General features: G+C 40.0%; 18 protein-coding genes. 13 read left to right on the top strand and 5 right to left on the bottom strand.

Annotation, left to right across the window (positions count from 1 at the left end):
- Nucleotides 1-37: 37 nt before the first annotated feature.
- Nucleotides 38-937 carry a deoxyribose-phosphate aldolase gene (deoC, locus tag RI561_RS00810; RefSeq protein WP_395078308.1) on the bottom strand — a complete coding sequence of 300 codons (900 nt, stop codon included), beginning with the start codon at nucleotides 935-937 and terminating at the stop codon, nucleotides 38-40.
- A 200-nt stretch (nucleotides 938-1,137) separates the two neighbouring features.
- On the opposite strand from deoC, the gene RI561_RS00805 reads away from it, so the two are divergent.
- Nucleotides 1,138-1,557, top strand: coding sequence for a DUF1761 domain-containing protein (locus tag RI561_RS00805; RefSeq protein ID WP_395078307.1), 420 nt, complete (start codon nucleotides 1,138-1,140; stop codon nucleotides 1,555-1,557).
- Between the two features lie 232 nt (nucleotides 1,558-1,789).
- On the opposite strand, the gene RI561_RS00800 is transcribed toward RI561_RS00805, so the two are convergent.
- The 4 genes from RI561_RS00800 to RI561_RS00785 form a co-directional block, all read right to left on the bottom strand.
- Nucleotides 1,790-2,944: an ATP-binding protein gene (locus tag RI561_RS00800; RefSeq protein WP_395078306.1), complete on the bottom strand. Its 1,155-nt coding sequence runs from the start codon at nucleotides 2,942-2,944 to the stop codon at nucleotides 1,790-1,792.
- Nucleotides 2,945-3,017: 73 nt separating this feature from the next.
- Complete coding sequence (locus tag RI561_RS00795; RefSeq protein ID WP_395078305.1) at nucleotides 3,018-5,054, bottom strand: cation:proton antiporter; 2,037 nt, start codon at nucleotides 5,052-5,054, stop codon at nucleotides 3,018-3,020.
- 494 nt (nucleotides 5,055-5,548) lie between these two features.
- Nucleotides 5,549-7,591: a S9 family peptidase gene (locus tag RI561_RS00790; RefSeq protein WP_395078304.1), complete on the bottom strand. Its 2,043-nt coding sequence runs from the start codon at nucleotides 7,589-7,591 to the stop codon at nucleotides 5,549-5,551.
- 6 nt (nucleotides 7,592-7,597) lie between these two features.
- A complete protein-coding gene (locus tag RI561_RS00785) occupies nucleotides 7,598-8,083 on the bottom strand; it encodes a TspO/MBR family protein (RefSeq protein ID WP_395078303.1) in 486 nt (161 codons plus the stop codon).
- A gap of 261 nt (nucleotides 8,084-8,344) precedes the next feature.
- On the opposite strand from RI561_RS00785, the gene RI561_RS00780 reads away from it, so the two are divergent.
- The 12 genes from RI561_RS00780 to RI561_RS00725 all read left to right on the top strand — a co-directional run bounded on the left by RI561_RS00780 (nucleotide 8,345) and on the right by RI561_RS00725 (nucleotide 21,128).
- Nucleotides 8,345-8,803 carry a single-stranded DNA-binding protein gene (locus tag RI561_RS00780; RefSeq protein ID WP_395078302.1) on the top strand — a complete coding sequence of 153 codons (459 nt, stop codon included), beginning with the start codon at nucleotides 8,345-8,347 and terminating at the stop codon, nucleotides 8,801-8,803.
- A gap of 135 nt (nucleotides 8,804-8,938) precedes the next feature.
- A complete protein-coding gene (locus tag RI561_RS00775; protein ID WP_395078301.1) occupies nucleotides 8,939-10,318 on the top strand; it encodes a hemolysin family protein in 1,380 nt (459 codons plus the stop codon).
- A gap of 5 nt (nucleotides 10,319-10,323) precedes the next feature.
- On the top strand, nucleotides 10,324-11,358 hold the full coding sequence (murB, locus tag RI561_RS00770; protein ID WP_395078300.1) for a UDP-N-acetylmuramate dehydrogenase: 1,035 nt from the start codon (nucleotides 10,324-10,326) through the stop codon (nucleotides 11,356-11,358).
- Nucleotides 11,359-11,534: 176 nt separating this feature from the next.
- The gene (locus tag RI561_RS00765; protein ID WP_395078299.1) at nucleotides 11,535-11,771 is read left to right on the top strand and encodes a hypothetical protein; all 237 of its coding nucleotides are present in this window, start codon (nucleotides 11,535-11,537) and stop codon (nucleotides 11,769-11,771) included.
- A gap of 62 nt (nucleotides 11,772-11,833) precedes the next feature.
- Nucleotides 11,834-12,847, top strand: coding sequence for a hypothetical protein (locus RI561_RS00760; RefSeq protein WP_395078298.1), 1,014 nt, complete (start codon nucleotides 11,834-11,836; stop codon nucleotides 12,845-12,847).
- A gap of 1 nt (nucleotide 12,848) precedes the next feature.
- Nucleotides 12,849-13,484, top strand: a complete 636-nt coding sequence (locus tag RI561_RS00755) for a DsbA family protein (RefSeq protein WP_395078297.1) — start codon at nucleotides 12,849-12,851, stop codon at nucleotides 13,482-13,484.
- A 370-nt stretch (nucleotides 13,485-13,854) separates the two neighbouring features.
- On the top strand, nucleotides 13,855-14,841 hold the full coding sequence (gene argF, locus RI561_RS00750) for an ornithine carbamoyltransferase (protein WP_395078296.1): 987 nt from the start codon (nucleotides 13,855-13,857) through the stop codon (nucleotides 14,839-14,841).
- Nucleotides 14,842-14,853: 12 nt separating this feature from the next.
- Nucleotides 14,854-16,149 carry an argininosuccinate synthase gene (locus tag RI561_RS00745; protein ID WP_395078295.1) on the top strand — a complete coding sequence of 432 codons (1,296 nt, stop codon included), beginning with the start codon at nucleotides 14,854-14,856 and terminating at the stop codon, nucleotides 16,147-16,149.
- Between the two features lie 47 nt (nucleotides 16,150-16,196).
- Nucleotides 16,197-17,513 carry an argininosuccinate lyase gene (gene argH / locus RI561_RS00740; protein ID WP_395078294.1) on the top strand — a complete coding sequence of 439 codons (1,317 nt, stop codon included), beginning with the start codon at nucleotides 16,197-16,199 and terminating at the stop codon, nucleotides 17,511-17,513.
- A gap of 358 nt (nucleotides 17,514-17,871) precedes the next feature.
- Complete coding sequence (locus RI561_RS00735; RefSeq protein ID WP_395078293.1) at nucleotides 17,872-19,362, top strand: M48 family metalloprotease; 1,491 nt, start codon at nucleotides 17,872-17,874, stop codon at nucleotides 19,360-19,362.
- A gap of 89 nt (nucleotides 19,363-19,451) precedes the next feature.
- The gene (gene purB, locus RI561_RS00730) at nucleotides 19,452-20,747 is read left to right on the top strand and encodes an adenylosuccinate lyase (protein WP_395078292.1); all 1,296 of its coding nucleotides are present in this window, start codon (nucleotides 19,452-19,454) and stop codon (nucleotides 20,745-20,747) included.
- 162 nt (nucleotides 20,748-20,909) lie between these two features.
- Nucleotides 20,910-21,128 carry a hypothetical protein gene (locus tag RI561_RS00725; RefSeq protein WP_395078291.1) on the top strand — a complete coding sequence of 73 codons (219 nt, stop codon included), beginning with the start codon at nucleotides 20,910-20,912 and terminating at the stop codon, nucleotides 21,126-21,128.
- Nucleotides 21,129-21,233 lie beyond the last annotated feature (105 nt).

The raw sequence follows: 21,233 nt of genomic DNA, 5'->3' as shown, positions 1-21,233 counted from the left end.
ACAGTAATTCTTAATTCAAATATTTTTTCGATTCAGATCAATCGTTACTAAAGTAATCGAGAGATTGGTAATGACCGGTTTTTTGCTTAACAATTTGCATCAGCAGGTCATTAGTGAGGGAGCTGGCTCCAAAGCGGAAGTAATTTTTATTGAGCCATGCAGCTCCTAATGTTTCCTTTACCAGTACTAAATATTGGATAGCTTGCTTAGCCGTTCTGATACCACCCGCCGGTTTCATGCCTATCATTTTATCAGTTTCATAATAAAAATCCCGAATGGCTTCCAACATTACAAGAGTTACGGGTTGAGTTGCAGCCGGACTTACTTTACCGGTAGAAGTTTTTATAAAATCAGCTCCGGCATGCATGGCTAAATCGCTTGCCTTACGAACATTTTCAAGGGTGTGTAGTTCTCCTGTTTCTAAAATCACTTTTAAATGTGCATCTCCACAAGCTTCTTTAATAGCTGCTATTTCATCAAATACCAGATTGAATTCTCCATTCAAAAAAGCTCCACGACTGATGACCATATCAATTTCATCGGCGCCTTCTTCTACAGCAAATTTTGTATCCTCAATTCGCATAGAGAGGGGAGATTGACCACTTGGGAAAGCCGTTGCTACACTGGCTACGTTAATATCTGTTCCCTTTAGTTCATTTTTAGCAACTCGTACCATCCTTGGATATACACATACCGCAGCAACAGTGGGCAGATCGGGCAGAGCCGGATGAGGTTGTTTTGCCTTTTTGCACAATTGAATCACCTTACCCGGGGAATCTTTACCCTCAAGGGTAGTATGGTCAATCATACTGAGTGCCAATTTTAGCGCTTGTATCTTAGACTCTTTTTTAATGCTTCGGGAATTGAGTCTTGCCACCTTTTCATTAACACCCACTTCATCAATAGGCACTGTCTGATTAAAATCAGTATACTTCATAAGGTAATTTTATTCGCTGAATTTTTCCCAAAGGTAAGAAATCTTAAGGAAAAGCTTGTCAGCTATCAATGGATTCCAAAATTTAAATTAATTCATATTTTATGATTAAAGTAAATTTACTTAATTCTATGGTGTTCAAGGAGTAAGCAAGAATCCCGGGACAATAAAAAGCAAATAAAACATGAGGTAAAACTATGGAAATGGCAGCAATTAATTGGCTGGCGGTTATAGCCGCCACTTTGGTTGGTTTCGCAATTGGCTTTATTTGGTACGGCCCATTGTTTGGAAAAGCATGGATGAGTTCTGTAGGTATGACAGAAGAAGACGCTCAAAAAGGAAATATGGCTAAGATTTTTGGGTTTACCTTAATCTTTCAATTTATCATGGCGTATTGTTTGGCCATGTTTTTCTATGGAAGTGGAGATCCGGAAGCAGCAGAAATGATTACTGCAGGAACCGGATCGTTCTATGGATTTTTAACCGGATTTGGTTGGGTGGCTATGGCTATAGCTGTTAATGCTTTATACGAGCAAAAATCCTGGCAATATATTTTTATCAATGGTGGATTTTGGGTGGTTGTTTTCACCCTAATGGGATTGATATTGGGAGCCTGGAAGTAAGAACTAACTTTGATTTTGGGAGTTAAAGAAGAATTAACTCTCATGCGTTTACCAGTTTTAAAATAAACCTGAGGTAATCTTTGGGCAAATTAACCTCGCAGCGTCCGAAGGTCCTGCGAGCGTTACAAGGACATGGCTGAAGTGCCGAACGCTGCGAGGACCTGTGGACGCTCGCAGGTTCTCTGTACGATGTTTTAAAAAGGTATTTGCGTTAACTCTCTAAAATATTGCTTTAACTTAGAGGCAAAGTGAAGGAAAAATTAGCCCCTTTGCCTTGGTTATTTTCAGCCCAGATAGAGCCTCCATGAAGCTCCACAAAGTCTTTGCATAGAAGTAGCCCAAGCCCTGAACCTTTTTCACCGTTGGTACCATCAGTTGATTTTGAATGTTCGATTTGGAAAAGCTTACCAATTTTATGTTCAGGAACTCCTGTTCCATTGTCTGAGACTGAAACGAGAGCTTCATTTCCTTTAACTTTTGCTTTTATTTGAATGTTTCCGTGGTTGGGAGTGAATTTAATGGCATTTGAAATTAGATTTCTGAGCACAGTATTGAGCATGTTTTTATCAGCTTCTACAGTAATCAATTTAGATTGTGAGTAGGAAATGGTAATTGATTTTTGAAGAGCAGAATCTTTTTCGAGGCGAATATTTTCTTCAATTACCTTATTTAGTACTATCGACTCAGGACTATAATCGATACGCCCGGATTGATTTCGCGCCCACATCAAAAGGTTATCGAGTAACTCATTAATTTGCAGGGTAGAGTCATGAATGATGGAAGCAAATTGTTTTGCTTGTTCGGTATCACCACTTTGCAAAACATCTGAGAGGAGATCACTAAAACCAATGATACTGCTCAACGGACTTCTTAGATCGTGAGCTATTATTGAAAGTAATTTATCCTTTCCGGCATTAAGTTCTTGAAGGCGTTCTTGTTTACTTCTTAATTTTTCTTCTGCTTCCTTGCGTTCAGTTATATCTCTTACGTTTAATACTATAGCTTCAATTGCAGGGTCATCTAACAAGTTGTTTCCAACTGCTTCTAAATAGACCCAGCCTCCTTTTTTATGCCAGTGTCGATATTGAATTCCACCGTGATATTTTTTACGAATGACACGCATAAAGGCCGATTTAACCTTTGGTCTATCATCGGGGTGAATCATCGTTTCAATAACATCAATTCCAACCAGCTCTTCCGGTTCATACCCCAAAATATATTTGCAAGATTCATTCACAAAAAATTGAGTTCCTGTATCATCCAGCATCACAAGCATGTCAAAAGAATTCTTAATCAACTGGTAAAATGAACTCTCGTAGTTAGTTCTAAAATGTTTAGGTTGGAAGGAATTTTCAGTTAGGGTATATGTGCCGTCTTGCTCTTTCATAGTCTTGGTATTTTGGAGTCCTACTTATAGCTATGAAAATCTTATTAAGAATACATGAAGGGAACAGAAATATTTATGAAATTTCATCTTTCAGTTCTTCCGGAATTTCCGCTTCCCGGAAAATTTCGGCTGCTTCCGCAAACCGATCGGCCAGACCAACCATAACCAGTCTGTCACCGGCTTTCAGCGTAAATTCCCCGGCCGGGTTCCCAATATTATTATTCCCTCGCTGAACGGTAAGGACCGTAATTTGATACTTGTTTCTCAGCATCAAATCGGAGAGTGATTTACCGGCGGCATAGGATCCTTCACGTACCAAAACAGCACGAGTATGCAGCCCTTCTTCATCCAGTCCTTGCAATACCATAAGATGAGCCTCCTGAATACTTCCCCGCATAATTTGATAATCCTCTGCCCGGAGTTCCTGAATGTGCTGTTGAATTTCTTCTTCCGGAATCATGTATGCACTGAGTACAGTTGAAAATAGCCGTACGGTTGTTTCCATTTCTTCGGGTACAACTTTATCGGCACCGGCGTTTTCAAGGAAGTCTGCCTCAGCAAGATAACGGGTTCGTACCACGGTTTGAATGGTCGGGTTGAGGTATTTAGATAGTTTGATGATTCTCGGACTTGCATCTGGGTCGTTGATGGCGATCACACAAAGTTTAGCTTTATAAATCTGGGCATGTTCAAGGATATGGGTTCTGGATGCATCTCCATAAATAGCTTTAATTCCTTCTTCATGCATCTCATTGACTGACTCGGGATTCATCTCGACGACTATAAAAGGAATACCGGTTTCTTTAAATACCCGAGCAAGATTTCGTCCTGCGTGACCATATCCCACCAAAATCATATGGTCTTCTAAATCAATTTTTTCTTCTGGCGATGGAGATTCCGCTTTTGTCTGTCCAAATTTTCGAAGTGGGGTTTTAGATAACATCTCTCCAACTTTGGGGCTCACATGAAGGAAGAGGGGAGTGAGCAGCATCAAAATTACTGAAACGGCGATAAATGTTTGGGAACCGATATCTCCATATCCACCGGGTGTCAAACCGGCCGCACGACCGGCTCTTTCCAGTACAAATGAAAATTCCCCGATCTGAGCAAGTACCAAACCGGTAGCGGCAGCTATTCGAATTGGATATCCAAGAACAAGTAAACTAATGGAGCTCAAAATAAACTTCAGAACTAACACACCGGCAGCAATACCTAACAATAATAAAGGATAATCTAACACAAATTGCAGATCCAGTAGCATACCTACCGATACAAAGAAGACCGCATTAAAGATAGTCTTGACCGGTAAAATTTCACTTAAGGCATGATCACTGTAATGACTTTCACTTACCACTAATCCGGCTAAAAAGGCTCCTAAAGCTAAGCTTACATCGGCAAGATTGGTAATGGCTGCTGTTCCAAAACAGATGGCCATCACGGTTAGAATGAAAAGCTCCTGTCGTCTTGTTTGCGCTACTTTTTCCAAAATCCAGGGAACGACTTTTCTTGCCAATAACACAACAATGGCAATAAGCGCAACGGCTTTCCCAAGAACTACAAATACATCAGAAATGGAATCACTCTCTCCGGAAAGAATAGGTATAAGCAGGACCATGGCGATAATAGCCAGATCCTGGAATATCAAAACAGCCAGTGAGAGTCGGCCGGAGGGAGTGTCGGTTTTGCCCTGTTCACTTAGTAAACCTAAAATGATGGCTGTAGAGCTCAAGGCAACCAAACAGCCGGTGTAAACAGCTACTTTCCATTCTACCCCAAAAAAGAGCAGGATACCTACCACAGCGGCTACTGATAACGAAACTTGTAATCCACCCCCCACAATAATCGCTTTTTTAATACGAGCGAGTTTCTCTAAACTGAATTCAATCCCAATGGTAAACAACAATAGAATGATGCCTATTTCGGCCAGCATATCTACCAGCTCAATATCCTGAACCAAGCCTAAAGCATTTGGACCAATGATTACCCCTGCAATCAAAAACCCGGCAATAGGCACCAGTTTGATTTTATAACAAATGTAAGCAATGAGTACACTGACTAAGAATAGAGCAACGATCTCATTTAAAAATGGAAGACTTACCGCAAATAGCATCTAAATGTATGTTTGGAGGTGGAATTTCTAAGGCGTAAAGATATTGAATAGTGGTAGGATAAAGAAGTGTTTATTGGAAAAGCAGTCAGCAGTCAGCTGTCAGCATTCAGTCTTTAGAAATTCAAACTTTTTTACTCTAAATAGCTGGTAGACTGAACACTGATTATATTTGGCTAAAAATTAGAATTATATTCAGGATGATTCCAACTCTGGGCATCATATTGCATACTTAAAACCTGAGTTTTAGATAAAAGCTCTCTGAAGTTGTCATCCTGAGCGCTTAAAAAGGTAAAAAATATATCACCTTTGTTGAACGCGAAGGATCTCAATGAATAATACTATCGGGTATCTTGAACTTTGAGACCTTTCGCGGAATAATATGGAAACCTAATTATACTTGAATGCGCTCAGGGTGAAAACCCATTGCTAACTATTACTCGAACGCAGGATTAAAATAAGACTTTCCCTGAAAGCTGACGGCTGATAGCTGAAAGCTAATTTTTGTACTTCTCAAACCATCCCGTTATATATCCAACCTTGCGGAATAAATTACTCGGCTTTCCTGCGATTCCGTGGCCTGAACCCTGAATACGAACCATTACAGCATCGATATCTTGAAGTTTAAGTGCTGAATAATATTGTTCAGTCTCACTCATAGGAGTTCGGTAATCCTGTTCGCCGGTAAGCATCATGGTAGGAGTAGTTACATTTCCAACCAGGGAAATGGGAGAGTGTTCGAGGTATTGTTGAGGATCGTCCCAAGGCTTTTCTGTAAACCAGTATTTGCTGAAAAATGGAATACCATCCGCTGTGAGTACAAAGCTGTACCAGTTGATTACCGGTTTTGCCACTACGGCAGCTGTAAAACGATCGGTCATTCCTATACTCCAGGCGGTCAATACTCCGCCACCGCTACCTCCGGTTATGAACAAATTATCTTCATCAATATAGCCCTGATCAATCACATAATCGGTGGCATCCATAAGGTCGTTGTAGTCTTCACTGGGGTAATTATTGTTGATGTAGGCTGCAAATTCTTCACTATAACCGGTACTACCACGGGGATTGGTGTAAACTACTACATACCCGCGACTGGCCATAAGCTGAAGCTCAGGAGAAAACTGAGGTCCATAACTGGACCATGGGCCTCCATGAATTTCTAATATCATGGGGTATTCTTTATCCGGATCAAAATCAGGAGGAGTGATAATCCAGCCCTGAACCCGAAAATCATCTACGGAAGAATCAACCCAAAATTCTTCGACTTCTCCCATATTGTTGGCCTTTAAAAACTGCTCATTCAAATTTGTAAGAGTTCGAGCGGCCATGCGTGTAGGGAAATGAACTACGCCAAGTTCGGCAGGTGTGGTTGCAGTTCCTACACTATAAGCTACCCGTCCATTATTAGCTACGGAATAAGAACCACCGGAGTAGGGTCTTCCAATAGTAGCTGAAGACAGATTTTGAGCAACTTCGGTATAATCACCATTGAGTTTAATATTGCCCACTTTTGCTTTACCATCTTCTAAATAACTGAAAAACAACGATTCACTATCTGAAGCCCAATTTATACCGGAAACATCTTGTGGGACTTGTTGTGAAATTTTTCTGAGGTTCGATCCGTCCCGGTTCATGATATATAATTCGGTAAGCTGATATCCTACAAAACGATCTTCATATCCGGTGTATGCTATTAAATTTCCATTAGGAGAAACTTTAGGATTACTATGCGGACCTCTTTTATCCGTGAGCTGAGTTAGTTCACCGCTTTCAATATCCATTTCATAAATCTGTGCATTATTGGGATCAAGTTCTGCATTTCCGGATCTATCGGCTGTAAAAAGAATGTTTCCATCGGGAGTCCATGATGGGGAACTGTAATTATAATCCCCGGTCGTGAGTTGACGGGGAGCACCACCTTCAGCTGAAATAACAAAAATATGATTAAATCCATCCGGGATATAGCCTCCGCCATCGCTGCGATAAGCGACTTTATCAATTACTTTAGCCGGTTGTTCCCATTCTGCTCCTTGAGGTGGGGTGGGCATATCTGCGCGCACTGTTGAAGATGAGCCCAGTACAAATTTCGAGAATAAAAGCTTAGTTCCATCGGGGGACCAGCTCAGGTTACCGGGGCTTTCGGTCAGGTTAGTAATAGAAGTTGAAACTCCGGTATCCATCCAACGCACAAAAATTTGGTTTGATCCTTCCTCGCTGGAAGTATAAGCAATTCGATCTCCACTTGGTGACCAAGCAACATTCCCATATCCACTTTTACCGGAAGTCAGTGGTCGGTGATTCTCCCCGGAAAAAGAAATGGTCCAAAGATTCGTGAAACGACGATCGGTCATTACATCAAATTGATGTCGTTGGTAGATAATAGTATTTCCATCAGGGGAAATTTCAGGATTGGCGACCATGACCAAATCAAAGACATCCATATAATCAAAATAGGACTCATCAACCTGTGCATGTACGTTAAATAAGGAAGTTGTAAGAAGCAGAAAAGCTATAAGAGGAAGTTGCTTAATTTTCATAACGAATCAATTTAAGAGGAATATTGAAAAATTGAGTACCGATGCAAATAGTACCCAAAGTAAATAGGGAATCAAAAGCCATGCCGCAATTGGTTTAATCTCCTTGAATTTGAGGATGGTAATTACAATGGCAATCAGTAAAATAATGATTTCAATAAAAGCCAAAAGCGGACTCTGAAATCCAAAAAAGAGAAATGACCAGATTCCATTCAGCCCCAACTGAATTCCAAAAATTGCCAGCGCGTATTTTACTTTTTCATGCCGAAAACCTTGTTGCCAAATCATAGCTGCTGCAATACCCATAAAGGTGTAAAGCAAAGTCCAAACAGGACCAAAAAGCCAGTTAGGAGGATTGAAAAAAGGTTTATTCAGGTTAACGTACCAATCAGAAATAGCCGGCAGCGTGACACTGCTTGCCATTAATCCTATCAGATTACAGACGATAATCCCCAAGACAATTTTTAACCAAAAAGGAATTTTAGAAGAGTTCATGTTCGATGATAAAAAATTCGGGCTTTAATAACGAGCAATCAAACGAGTTCAAAAGAAATCAAAATGATAGAACAACTACTACTTTATACTAATCTGTAATAGGGATTTCTGATTTTTTTTATTTATTGTAAAAAACTGATTTTATTAAAATAAGTGCTATTATAAATTCAAAATTCCTAAATTCCCTAAAATTTTTTTGTAAGGAATTGTTCTGAAGTAACTCTTACATTGCAAACAAACAATAAAAAAATCGAATACGTTATGAGTTCACTAAACAAAGCAATGATTATAGGAAATCTGGGTCAAGATCCGGAGGTACGCTATACACAGAACAACACAGCCGTGGCTACTTTAAACATCGCAACCAGCGAGCGTTATAAAGACAGTAACGGAGAATACCAGGAAAACACAGAATGGCATCGTGTGGTAGCCTGGGGAAGAACAGCTGAAGTTTGCCAGCAGTATTTGAGCAAAGGCTCAAAAGTTTATATCGAGGGGCCAATCCAAACCCGCCAGTGGGAAGACAAAGAAGGTCAGAAAAGATATACCACTGAAATCAAAGCGCTCCGCATGGTGATGTTAGACAGTAAAGGCGGAGGAGGCGGAAATGCCCAGGGCGGCGGACAGCCTCAAAAACAAAATCAAGGCGGCAAGCCAATGAGCAACAATGTTGAATTGGACAGCAACTTTGATGATATGGATGACGATCTTCCGTTCTAAAGCAGAGTTGTCAAATTAATTTAAAACGACACAGGAAATTCTTGTGTCGTTTTTTTATTTATAGTCCTGTTTAATCTAAAATGGTATATTTTAGCATTCACAATTATTTACCACTCAAGAAAAAAGCTATAATCATTGGATAGCATCGAAGACCCTTTTACTTTGGTACAAGATACGCTAACTACACTTGGGGATAACCCGGTTTTTGCTGAGATCGACCTATGGGTGTTAGGAATTCAGTTGGTCATTTTATTTTTGGGACTCGCCTTTTCAGCATTGTTCTCAGGATCTGAAGTTGCCCTTTTCTCTCTTTCAACCCGAATGGAAGACCTGAATCAAGGCCAATCGGAAGGCTCGGCTGATGAACGCATCATAAAAATGCTTGAAAAGCCAAGGCGATTGCTGGCTACCATTTTGATAGGCAATACTTTTGCAAATATTATTGCCTCCGTATTAGCGGCTGTTATTACCGGTGATTTGGTGGCAGCCTATGGTTTATCAGAAGTGATTGTATATACTGTGGAAGTTATCGTGCTGACCTTTATGATTTTGATACTTAGCGAGATTACGCCGAAGATTATTGCCATCAACAATCCCCTTAAAGTTTCCCGTACAAACAGCGCGTTTATTTATGTGTTGTTCATATTACTAAAACCTTTTGCCAAATTGATTGCTGAAAGCACCATTAGCCTGGAGCGCTATTTGCCAAAACCGGCCAGTAAAATGACCCAGGAAGATATTCGTACGATGGCGGAAGTTAGTGAGCAAGAGGGGTCGATAAAAGAAGATGAGCGGGAAATCATCGAAAACGTTATTGGTTTTGGGAACATTACCGTGCGGGAAATCATGACTTCACGGGTCAACATTGTGTCGGTATCTTTGAATGAATCGCTTCAGGAAGTCTTGGTAAAAATTCGGGAAAACGGTCTATCCAGAATGCCGCTTATTGATAATGATTTGGATAACATTCAAGGAGTACTTTATGCCAAAGATGTACTCCCTTATTTGAATGCTGAAGAAGAAGAGCCATCCCTGAATTGGAAAACGGTATCCCGTAAAGCGCTGTTCATTCCGGCTACCAAAAAACTGGATGACCTGTTACGAGATTTTCAGCAAGAAAAAACGCATATCGCCATTGTAGTTGATGAGTATGGGGGAACAGAAGGAATTGTAACTATGGATGATATCCTCGAAGAAATTGTGGGTGATATTACCGATGACAGTGGGGAAGAGGAAACCCTTTATACTCGTTTTAAGAGTGGAATTTATATTTTTGATGCGAAAATTGATCTTGATGACATGGAAGAGATACTTAACTGTGATGTCACTACTGAGGATGATGAATATGAAACCCTTGGCGGATTGATCTATCACCTGACAGAAAGTTTGCCGTTGGTAGGAGAGCGACTCACCTATAAGAACATGGAAATGACTGTACACTCTGTCAAAAACAACAGAATTAAGAAAGTTCGAGTGAAGGTAGAAAATCCCAAAGTTGAAACGCCTGCCGAGTAGAACACATGTCTAATCTGCCTGCTATTCATGAATATTTTGATCTTACCGACTTTAATACAATGGGAATCTCGGTAGAAGCCCGCTACTTTGCTTCTGTTGAAAATGTTGAACAGCTCCAGGCTCTTTTAAAGGATCCTCAATTTAAGGAAGTTCCCAAAATGATGTTGGGTGGAGGCAGTAATGTTTTGTTTGTTGACGATTATGAGGGACTTATCATTCATTTGGAGAACAGCGAGTACCGGGTTGATAAAGAGACGGAAAACGAGGTTGTAATCACTGTTGGGGCAGGAAAAAACTGGCATGAACTGGTTTTAGAATGTGTGGAAAAAGAATGGAGCGGGATTGAGAACTTGTCTCTTATTCCGGGATCGATGGGGGCAGCACCCATTCAAAATATTGGAGCATATGGGGTTGAGCTGGAGGAGGTTTTTGTAAAGCTCCGAGCCGTTGATATTGTAACTGGAGAGATTCGGGTTTTTAATAAAGAAGAATGCCTTTTCGGCTATAGAGACAGCATCTTTAAAAAAGAACTGAAAGGTAAATACATCATCACTGATGTAACCTTAAGGCTCAATAAAAATGGGGAAGTGAATACTTCTTACAGAGCGCTTTCTGAAAAACTGGATGAAAAAGGAATTACTAATCCCACTATTAAACAGGTCAGTGATGCAGTGACCGAAATTCGCCAAAGCAAGCTGCCCGATCCAACTGAAATAGGAAACACCGGCAGCTTTTTTAAAAATCCGATTATTGATAAAGTTGACTTTACCAAGCTCCAAAAGAAATTTCCTGAGATCCCTCACTATCCATCCGGGAATAGGATAAAAATTCCTGCTGCATGGCTCATCGATCAGTGTGGATGGAAAGGGAAAAGGGTGGGAGATGCAGGGGTACATAAAATGCAGGCGCTGGTAATTGTGAATTATGGAGGGGCTACAGGACAGGATATTTGGGAGTTAGCAAAAAAAATACAGCAATCGGTTACAGAGCATTTTGGAATTACACTGCGTCCCGAGGTCAATGTAGTTGGGAATGTTTAAAGCAGAGGTAATTTCCCTAAGTTTTAAAACCCTTCAATTCTGACTTATTTTATAGTGCTTTGTCTATATAAAATTAACCATAAATGATATACTGATATAACAAATAATAAATATTTTGTAATATTTATATATATATATATATTAATATTTTAAATATTAACTAATGAGGATCAAATATGAAAAAGGTAGCATTAAACTTAACTCTAGTATTTGCAGTTGCGATTGGAGGGTTTTTCGCTTTGCAACCACAACCAGCACTTGCAAACGCAACATGTACGGTTGGTACTTGTCCAGGTTGCTTTGATCCAGATTGTGAAGATGATGAAAGTTTACCAATTTATTGTGGGGCTTATTCATCTTCTTCTGGTGGAATGACATGGTGCTATAAGCCTACGAGCACTATTCCAGAATAATAAAAGCATAGAAATAGAAATGAAATACTGGCTTTAGCCCGTATTTTTAATAAAACAAAGTCATGAAATATTTAATTGGATTAATAATATTGGTTGCTTCGTGTACGAGCAATTCATTAGATGAAAAGCCTTTTAACTGGGCAGATGATACAAATATAGAAAAGAAGAGATTTTTTGAATCTTCGCAAATCGAGAGTAAAATAAATCTTGATTCTCTTGAATTTACTAATGTGTCAGAATTAAAAATAAGTCAAGAGAATTTTTTTTTAAATCAAAGAGCAGGTAAAACAGAAATAGTGGTTATTAATAAAAATAACAAAGATGATAATTATGTTATCGATATACCTGAGGGAAAGGGGCCAGGAGAACTTACGAGTATGGTTGATTTTGATGTAATTGAGGATCAAATATTTATTGCGGATAGAAGCCAAAGTAAAATAGCTCTTTATAGTGTTGAGGGAGAGTTTATAAAAGAATTTAGAGTTCCTGTATTCATAGATCAGATAGCCGCTATTGATAAAAATACTGTTTTATGTTACTCAATGAGGGTAGATGACTTTCTATTTACTGTTTTTGGTGAAAATGGTGACATTAGGAATTCATTTATAGAAAGCGAGTCAGAATTAAACATGATGATGTATACCGGAGAAATTCATGTTAATACTGATAATATATATTTTTCTGGGTACTCTGAACCTATTATAAAAAAGTATTCAATTGAAGAGGAAGTTTTAAAATTTTCTGAAGAAGTCGTCGATAGTTACGAAAGTAAAAATAATTACAAGTTCGGTGCAGATGGAAGTTCTTCTGTTCAGGGATTCTCGGAAGATGCGATTTACAATACAAATGGTATGGATGTTTCTGGAAATATCATTGCTAATGTTCCACATCATAACGGAAGAAAAGGGTATAAATATATAGACCTATATAATATTGAAGATGGAGAATATCTTAAGAGTATCGAAATGTTTGGATATCCATTAATCAATGGCATCCAAATTGATGACAATTATATTTACAGCTTAGAAATGGATTCAAACAGAACTAACTGGCTGATTAAGTATGAAATCTATTAGGATGATTAAACTATTAAGTCATAATCTAACGCTTCCTATCCTTCTGGTAATTGCTATATCAGTTATTATTATTGCAATAAAAAAGAATAGGACTTCTAAAAAAGCTTTATCCTCACAAGTATCAGTAATTGAAGATTGGAAAGATGTTTTAGTCGAAAAACCTGAGTATGAAAATATAAAAACTGGTAATCATATTTTGTTCTTCCACAATTATCAATGTCCTTTTTGCAAATCAGTGAATTCTAAAATTGAAAAGCTTAAAGAAGAATATGATTTCAACGTATCATATTATAACAGGGTTTTTGCTAATGATGAAAATATAATTAAATCTTCTTTAGCCGTTGAATGTGCAAAAGAGCAAAATATTTTTCAAGATTATAAAAATCTTCTTTATGACAACTTTGCAAACCTCGGAGAAACCGATTTCACAAAATTAGCATATCAATCTGGAATACAGGATACCAGCAAATTTAGAATATGCTTAGAGAATCAAGAGAAACTTCCAATTCTACATAGAGATACAAGAATAGCTGATTCATTAGGTATTACAGAAGTGCCAACTCTTATAATTAACGGTAAGATGATTACAGGAGTGGCAAATTCTGAACTTTTAGAGTATTTGCTCAGTATAAATTGAGCTGGATATCAGCTTACACTACGCCCCGAGGTAAATGTTGTTGGGGATGTTTAAAGCTGAGGTAATTACTTTAATCCATCTTCAAAGAAGAATGTTTTTTTCGTTAGCTATTGCATGTTAAAACGAAAAGGCGTTAATTTGAAGTCATGTTAAAAACTACACCACATAGAATAACTCTTTCTCTTCGCCGTCGCCGCCCTTAGGGCGTGTGATAACTGTGTAGTTTAACTACTAAGGATTTATTACAAGCCCTGATTAATAAACATAATCGGGGCTTTTTTTATGTCTTCACTTTTCATGAAGATCGCACATCTTCAAATCCTGAACCCGACCTCTCTATAACTTCTATTAACATTAATACCAATACATCATGAATCAATTATTAACTATAGGTGAACTAAATACTAAACAAATACAAACGATATTAACACTCAGCGAAGAGTTATCTGAATCAAATGAACCTTTGCTCCACGGAGTAAATGTGGGTTTCGTTTTTGAGAAACCTTCACTTAGAACAAAAGTAGGCACAGAGGCTGCCATTAATCAGTTGGGAGGCAATGTAATAGAAATTGACCCTGACTTACTTCTGGCTAATGGTAAAGCCGTTCCCTTTACCTGCAGGGAGTCGCTCAAAGACGCAATGATGAACGTATCGCAATGGTGCGACGCCGTTTTTGCAAGAGTTTATTCACATGCTACGTTGGAAAAAATGCAGCAGTATGGGACTATACCTGTTATAAATGCGCTTTGTAATAAACACCATCCTATGCAGGCACTTGCCGATATGCTTACCATTTACGGAAAGTTTGGCAGCGACAATAAAGCTGTCATTACGTTTATAGGGGACGCAAATAATGTAGCATTTTCGCTTACCGAAATAGCCCTGATTTTAGGGCATCCCGTACAGTTTTCGGGGCCAACTGAGTATTCCTGGACGAATGTGCAGCTGCAATATTTTCAGCTTCTTGCAATTCAGTATGGAGGAGAATTCATCATGATTGAGGATCCATACGAGGCCGTAAGATCTTCCGATGTTATTTATACCGATACATTTATATCAATGGGTGAAGAATATCTATATGAAGAGAAGATCAAGCATTTTGAGTCCTATCAGGTAAATGGAAAACTATTTTCCACTGCGCCAAAAACAACCGGATTTATGCATTGTCTGCCGGCTCACAGAGGAATAGAAGTGACTGATGAAGTGATCGATCATCCAAATTCCTGGGTGTACAATCAGGCCAAAAACAGAATGATTGTATCGAAGGCTGTTTTTGCGCTCATACTAAATCCATCATTTAAACAAGAATTTTGGCCGGAGTCTATGCCGGTTTCGGAATCTATTACAGTGCAATAAATGAAATTAAAAATGAATTATATAAAACAGTCAGCCATGCTAAACCAGGAAACCACCTACAAAAAAGTTGCATCTCATGAAGCTCATAAAGGAACCTTTAAAACATGCTTGCTGCTCTATTCGGGCGGACTCGATACCAGCGTAATGCTCAAATGGATTCAGGAAGTATATGAATGCAATGTTATAGCCCTCACGATTAATATTGGCCAGAAGGCTGACAATCTGGAAGCGATTAAACAGAAAGCCCTCGAACTGGGAGCCAAAGATGCTATCATGTATGATGCAAAAGATGAATTTGCCGAGCTATGTATGGAAGCAGTAAAAGCCAATGCGGATTACCAAGGGGGATATGCTTTGGGGTGTCCGTTGGGTAGAGTAATGATCTCGGAGATTGCGGTAAAATTTGCTGCAGATTTCGGGTGTGAAGTGATTGCCCATGGGTGTACCGGTAAGGGAAATGACCAAGTACGCTTCGAAAGTTATATCACCACGCTTAATCCTGATTTTAAAATAATTGCCCCCGTGCGTGAGTGGGGCATGGGCAGGGAAGAGGAGATTGAATATGCTCTTGAACACGAAATTCCCGTTGAGCAAACCCAAAAATCTCCCTACTCATACGATGAGAATATGTGGGCAAATACCGGAGAAGGAGGAGAAATTGAAAACCCGGAATTGGAGCCTCCGCTTGAAAATATTCTTAAGTGGAGTAACACCCTACAACAGGCGCCGGATAATCACGAAAGTATAACCATAGGTTTTAATAACGGTAAAGCCGTTAACCTTAATGGGGTGGAATATGCTACAAAAGATTTGATTCAACTGCTGAACGAAATTGGCGGAAAGCACGGCGTGGGCGTTTTCCATCTGATTGAGGACAGAGTCGTAGGGCTTAAAGTAAGGGGGATTTACGAAAACCCGGCTGCGCATATCCTTATACAAGCCCATAAAAACCTCGAGCAACTCGTATCCACCAGGGAAGAGAACGAGCTTAAGGCCTTTATGGATCAAAAATGGGCATACCTGATATACGGTGCAAAATATTACGAGCCGGTGATGGATAACATCCGTGCCTACATCAATGAACAAAACAAAAAGGTAAGCGGTGAGGTAACCGTGAAGCTGTATAAAGGGAATTGCGATATAGTGGCACTCAAATCTCCATATTCTTTATTTGATGAAAATCTGGCGACATTCAATAAATCAGCTGCGTTTAATCAAAATGCTTCGTCTGGGTTTATTGAACTATGGAATTTGCCGCAGAAGACAGCCTATCAGCTAAAGAAAACGGTTAAAAAACAGTTTGCTTAAACAAGTCTATATCGCAAAAATTAATTATTAAAATCAAGATGTAAGAAATGTCAAAGCTTTGGGAAACGAAAGATCATAAAGAAAAAAGTGAAGCAGTAAAAAAAGTTGAGGCTTTCACGGTTGGCAACGACTATAAGCTCGATCAAATACTTCTTCCTTATGATATACAAGCATCTGTGGTGCATGCTAATGCGCTGAAAAGAGCAGGGATGTTGAAAAATAAAGAGCTGGAAAAACTAACGTCGACCCTCTTAGAAATAAAAGAAATTTGGGAGGAGGGACAATTTGAGATTTTACAGGAGCATGAAGATATGCATACCGCTATCGAGGTTTATTTGACTGAAAAACTTGGAGACCTTGGGAAAAAAATCCACTTGGGACGATCCAGGAACGATCAGGTATTGACAGCCATGCGTCTTTACGAGAAGAAACAACTTTCTGAAATATCGAAGTTGCTGCAATCTCTGATTAAAACACTACTCGAATTTGGCGCCAAGCATGAGAAAATTCCACTTCCTGGGTTTACGCATACCAGAAAAGCGATGCTGAGCTCTGTTTCGTTGTGGGCGGGTGGCTATGCAGAGCTGCTGATAATGCAGCTGGAGATGAAGGCAGGAGTACTTGGTTTGATAGACCGCTCACCACTTGGCACGGCCGCCGGCTATGGCACTACACTGCCAGTTGATAGGAAAAAAGAAGCTGTCGATCTCGATTTTGGGCAGCCGATGGTTTGTTCAACAACGGCCCAACTTTCCAGGGGATGGGTGGAAACGCAGTTGGTACAATACTTGAGTAGCATTACCTCAGTCCTAAGCAGGCTGGCCTCAGATATTATTTCGTACAGTAGTGAAACGCACCGGTTTTTTACTCTTGATAAAATGGTTTGTACCGGTTCATCCATAATGCCACAAAAGCAAAATCCTGATGTAGCAGAATTGATTCGAGGTAAACACGCAGAGCAGACAGGACTTCAGGCGTCGCTACAGTCAATAGGCATGAATCTTGGCGGTGGATATCATCGCGATTTACAGCTTACTAAGGAACCGGTGATTCGTTCATTCAACATTACCGGACAAGTCTTAGAAATGGCAAAATTATTGATTGAATCTATTGAGGTGAATGCTGAGGAGTCGGAAAAAGCTTGTACTCAAGAACTCTTCGCTGCAGAGGCAGCCTATCAAATTGTGAAGAAAGAAGGATTGTCATTCAGAGAGGCTTATAAAAAGGTTAAGGAGAATCCGAATGAAATCCCGGAGTATTCCGCAAGAGATTTTTTAAAAGCATTTTCACATCTTGGCTCACCCGGAAATACCGGCCTTTCTATCCTAAAAGCCCAATTAGACCGTTTAGGTCAGGGAAAATAGTTTAATCCCCATTCAAACACTGACTCTTGAATTACTAGATTACTTTTTAGCATAGTAGTCTTAACTTATACTTAGCGCGATGTTGAAGGAACAGAATTTTGCAAAGTATTAGTTTTCCATAAAAGTGTCCTGTAAGTTGAGGCTTATTCTATTTGATGCTTGGGAAAGAACATTGATACAACTGACATACGGGTTTTATATAAAAAACTTTCAGAGCTTAAACTAATTAATCAAAATGTTAGATTCTTCATCATATAATTGATTGTTCTTAATCCCAGAGTATAATTTCTGGGATCAGGAACATTCCGGCCGGACAACTAATTTATACTAAGAAAACCCAAAATTATCTAAACCAGATATGAGACCAAGATCCTTTTTCGGTACGCTTACTTTAACTTTTGCTATTCTTATCAACGCTTGCGTTACCATGGAAGTAAACCCTGTTTCCGGGAATAAGCGAGTTTTTGGATATACCTGGGAACAGGAAGTTGAACTTGGTGAAAATGCAGATAGTGAAATTATAGCACAGTATGGTCTGTATGAAAATGAGGCATTAACAGACTATGTATCAGAACTTGGGCAGGAGCTGTTGAAAGTGAGTCACCTTAGACGGGAGGGGGTAGCTCAAAAGTTTCAGGAAACCGAATTTACATTTAGAGTTTTGAATAGTCCGGTTGTAAATGCATTTGCACTGCCCGGTGGTTATATCTACGTGACCCGTGGGTTACTCGGCCATCTCAATAACGAAGCCCAGCTGGCTATGGTAATAGGGCATGAAATAGCCCACGTGGCTGCCCGACATGCATCCCAGCGTGCAGCAACACAGCAAATCGGTCAGCTTGCCATTATTGGTGGAGCTATTTTGGGAGAATCATTGGGGTATGATGGAGGGGATATATTACAGCTCAGCAGTCAAACAGCACAACTTTTATTTTTGAAATACAGCCGCGATGCCGAGCGTGAATCGGATGCTTTAGGAGTCGAATATTCGGCAATGAAAAATTACCAAGCTGCGGAAGGGGCTGATTTCTTTACTTCTTTAAAACGCATCACAGAAAATCAGGGAGGGGGAATACCTACTCTGCAATCCAGTCACCCCGATCCCGGTGAGCGTGAAGAAACAATCCCAAGACTGGCACAAGAATGGGCTGAAAAAGGATATGAACAAACGATTCTCGATAAGGAAGAATTTTTATCGATGATCAGCGGAATTGTGTATGGTGAAAATCCGCGTGAAGGATTCAACAGGGACGGTATGTTCTATCATCCTGACTTGGAATTTCAGTTCCCGGTTCCAGAAGGATTCAACCTGCAGAATCAAACCTCAGCAGTGGTGATGTTCAATGAAGCTCAGGATGCCATTATGCAATTTACCATTGATTCGGAGAATGAGTCACCTGAAGCTTCTGTGAATGCATTTTTAGCGCAAGAAGGCATCACAGTTATTGAACAGCAAAATATTGAAAGCAGCCGATACAATGGCTATCGGGGAGAGGCAACAGCACAAATGGAAGATGGAACCATGCTTACCCTTCAGTTGACAGCTCTTGCCCATCAGGGGAATGTTTACCGCTTTCTAAGTTATTCGACTTCAGATCAGTTTCCTGATTATGAGACTATATTTGAAGAAGTCTCTTCAGGGTTTGAAGAACTCACAGATACAGAGGTCTTAAATATTCAACCGGTTCGGTTAGAACTCATGACGACTTCAAGCCGAGCAACCTTTTCAGATCTGCTGCCTGATGAATTGCCCATGAATATCACCCCGCTTGATATGGCTATTGTTAATCAAGTGAACCTCGATCAGACCATTGAAGCCGGTACCACATTGAAAATGCCGGTGCAATAGCATTGTTACGGAAAGTTGGAAATCCGGGCTTATTCTGTTAGGATAAAATCATATCTTTGGGCTGAATTTTAAACCCTAAAGTATATTCAATGATCTCTCGCTATTGCCGCAAAGAAATGTCCGATCTTTGGACCGACGAACAGCAATTTCAAGCCTGGCTGGATGTAGAACTCGCCGCTTGTTGGGCATGGGCTAAACTCGGTAAAATTCCGATGGAGGATGTGGACAAGCTCTATGAAAATGCGAGTTTCGATGTGGATCGGATTAAAGAAATTGAAGCAAAAACCCGTCACGATGTAGTAGCTTTCACACGAGCGGTTTCAGAAACATTAGGTGAAGAGAAGAAATGGGTTCATTATGGACTGACTTCCACGGATGTGGTAGATACCGCCTGGGGAGTTCGTCTCAAAAAAGCCAACACAATCTTGTTGGAGGGGATCGAACGAATCATTGATGTATTGGCTGAAAAGGCCAAAAAGCATAAGTACACGGTGATGATGGGGCGGACCCACGGTATCCATGCTGAACCGACTACTTTTGGGTTGAAATGTGCGCTTTGGTATGCTGAGATGAACCGCAATCTCGAGCGATTCAAAAAAGCGGCGGCCGATGTAGAATTTGGGAAATTATCCGGGTCGGTTGGAACCTTTGCAAACATTCCCCCGGAAGTGGAAGAGTATACTTGTGAAAAATTAGGATTGTTTCCGGCGCCTATTTCTACCCAAACTTTACAGCGTGATCGCCACGCTTATTACCTTTCCACGCTGGCTTTGATCGGCTCAACGATGGAAAAAATGGCGGTGGAAGTTCGTCATTTACAGCGCAGTGAATTGAGAGAAGCAGAGGAAGCATTTCGAAAAGGACAAAAAGGGTCTTCGTCCATGCCACACAAACGGAATCCGGTTAGTTCGGAGAATATATCCGGATGTGCGAGGGTTTTGCGTGGGTATATGGTGACTTCTTACGAGAACATCCCACTTTGGCACGAACGCGATATCTCTCATTCTTCAGCAGAGCGCATTATCCTTCCTGATGCCACCACTCTGCTTGACTACATGCTAAATCGTTTTGCCGGAGTGATCGAGAACCTGGTGGTTTTTGAGGAGAATATGGAATCCAATATCTGGAAAACGCAAGGACTGGTATTCTCACAACGACTCCTTCATAAACTCATAGACAAAGGAATGCCAAGAGAGCAGGCTTACGATACCGTTCAGCCACTGGCAATGAAGTCCTGGGAAAACCAAGAGCTGTTCAAACCCATCGTGGAAGCCGACGAAACTATTCAGAATTCACTGACTCAAGAAGAAATCGATGCAGCCTTTGACCTGGATCACCACACCCGAAATGTGGATGTTATTTTTGAACGGGTTGGGCTGAAGTAAGTTCGTTTTGGTTTTTTCTCTTTCTCTCTGTCTGACGGCTTAAAGCCCGTCTGACCGATTGCGAAGTCTGGCGGTGGGTGTTGGTGCTAAGGGCAACACCTCTTTTACTATCCTATTATCCCCATTAGATTTGATTCTGAGTTGTATCAGGCTACACTTTCCTTGGCACCAACACCCCTCAAAATCAGTCAGGAACAACTGACTGATTTATCTCCCCTCCCCGATGGTCGGGACGCCAGCGCAAGGGGAGACTTTACTTTTTCAACATTTGTCAATGAATTGCATAACATCTACAAGACTGACTTAGACCACTTTGATAAAGCAATTTCTGATCATCCGACATGTGTGAAGAGCAACGAAAAATACTCATTATATGAATGAATATTCATTCATTAAAGTAAATAATTAAAATAATGAATGAAATATAATACAGAAATTAATCCAAATAATTGGTACATTATGAGTGGTTAATCATTCAATAATTTA

The organism is Gracilimonas sp. (assembly GCF_031581265.1).
Taxonomy (GTDB): domain Bacteria; phylum Bacteroidota; class Rhodothermia; order Balneolales; family Balneolaceae; genus Gracilimonas.
The sequence above is the reverse complement of the archived record's forward strand: the minus strand, read 5'-3'. Positions and strand labels throughout refer to the sequence as shown.

Coding starts and splice junctions, on each gene's coding strand:
- RI561_RS00735 (WP_395078293.1), top strand. CDS start 17,872: ATGAGACCAAGATCCTTTTTCGGTACGCTTACTTTAACTTTTGCTATT.
- RI561_RS00785 (WP_395078303.1), bottom strand. CDS start 8,083: ATGAACTCTTCTAAAATTCCTTTTTGGTTAAAAATTGTCTTGGGGATT.
- RI561_RS00795 (WP_395078305.1), bottom strand. CDS start 5,054: ATGCTATTTGCGGTAAGTCTTCCATTTTTAAATGAGATCGTTGCTCTA.
- RI561_RS00780 (WP_395078302.1), top strand. CDS start 8,345: ATGAGTTCACTAAACAAAGCAATGATTATAGGAAATCTGGGTCAAGAT.
- RI561_RS00805 (WP_395078307.1), top strand. CDS start 1,138: ATGGCAGCAATTAATTGGCTGGCGGTTATAGCCGCCACTTTGGTTGGT.
- RI561_RS00790 (WP_395078304.1), bottom strand. CDS start 7,591: ATGAAAATTAAGCAACTTCCTCTTATAGCTTTTCTGCTTCTTACAACT.
- RI561_RS00800 (WP_395078306.1), bottom strand. CDS start 2,944: ATGAAAGAGCAAGACGGCACATATACCCTAACTGAAAATTCCTTCCAA.
- murB (WP_395078300.1), top strand. CDS start 10,324: ATGTCTAATCTGCCTGCTATTCATGAATATTTTGATCTTACCGACTTT.
- RI561_RS00755 (WP_395078297.1), top strand. CDS start 12,849: ATGATTAAACTATTAAGTCATAATCTAACGCTTCCTATCCTTCTGGTA.
- argF (WP_395078296.1), top strand. CDS start 13,855: ATGAATCAATTATTAACTATAGGTGAACTAAATACTAAACAAATACAA.
- argH (WP_395078294.1), top strand. CDS start 16,197: ATGTCAAAGCTTTGGGAAACGAAAGATCATAAAGAAAAAAGTGAAGCA.
- deoC (WP_395078308.1), bottom strand. CDS start 937: ATGAAGTATACTGATTTTAATCAGACAGTGCCTATTGATGAAGTGGGT.
- RI561_RS00760 (WP_395078298.1), top strand. CDS start 11,834: ATGAAATATTTAATTGGATTAATAATATTGGTTGCTTCGTGTACGAGC.
- RI561_RS00745 (WP_395078295.1), top strand. CDS start 14,854: ATGAATTATATAAAACAGTCAGCCATGCTAAACCAGGAAACCACCTAC.
- RI561_RS00765 (WP_395078299.1), top strand. CDS start 11,535: ATGAAAAAGGTAGCATTAAACTTAACTCTAGTATTTGCAGTTGCGATT.
- purB (WP_395078292.1), top strand. CDS start 19,452: ATGATCTCTCGCTATTGCCGCAAAGAAATGTCCGATCTTTGGACCGAC.